At 58.5% G+C, this 692-nt stretch carries 1 pseudogene; it reads left to right on the plus strand.

What is annotated here, in order from left to right:
- Positions 1-692 (plus strand): annotated as a pseudogene (locus DVK00_RS20655) (hypothetical protein); the annotation flags it as partial.

The following is a 692-nucleotide window of genomic DNA, read 5'->3' on the forward strand; positions in this document are numbered from 1 at the left end:
GCTGGGAGTCCGGCGAGCAAATCGACTATGAGAACGTCTCGAAGACTGACGCGTACGCCTCCGCCCTCGGGATTGCTGACGCCTCCGAATCGTACACGACGACGACGAGTAACTTCCTCGAAGACACGCGGTCGGTCGCGTGGTCGAAGGCGAAAATCACCATCGTTAACGAGCTCAACAACGGCTCGACGGTCAGTCAGGCGAAAGTCGCGGCCAATCAGACAGTCGCGGAGTACTACACCGGCGTCCAGCGGAACGTGATTGCTGATTGGAACGCGAAGACGTACACACTCGGGTACCTCCACACGGAAAGCGGACTTGCCCTCACTCCAGACGGTTTCTCGCACATCACAGAGTGGGACAACAAGACGTACACGCTTTCGGATGGGTCGACGCAGACCCTGCGAGCGATGGACTACTCAACGAATGGAGACTACCACGTGGCCCCTGAGACGACTATCATGCCACGCTCGACGGCCGACCCCGGTATCACGACTATGGGGTCCATCCAAGCCGAAGACCCGTCGGACGGATCTACGACTCACGTTCTTAGTGCGGTGGCCTACGCCGAGATTCTCGACAACACCTACAATCAGTCAAATCAGATTCAGGCGAACGTCGACGAGTACGCTGATGATGCGTACGCGCAGTACCAAGCGGGCGACATCAACACGAGCGACCTGCTCGACCCG

The sequence above is a fragment of the Haloarcula sp. Atlit-47R genome (assembly GCF_003665985.1).
Classification (GTDB): Archaea; Halobacteriota; Halobacteria; order Halobacteriales; family Haloarculaceae; genus Haloarcula; species Haloarcula taiwanensis.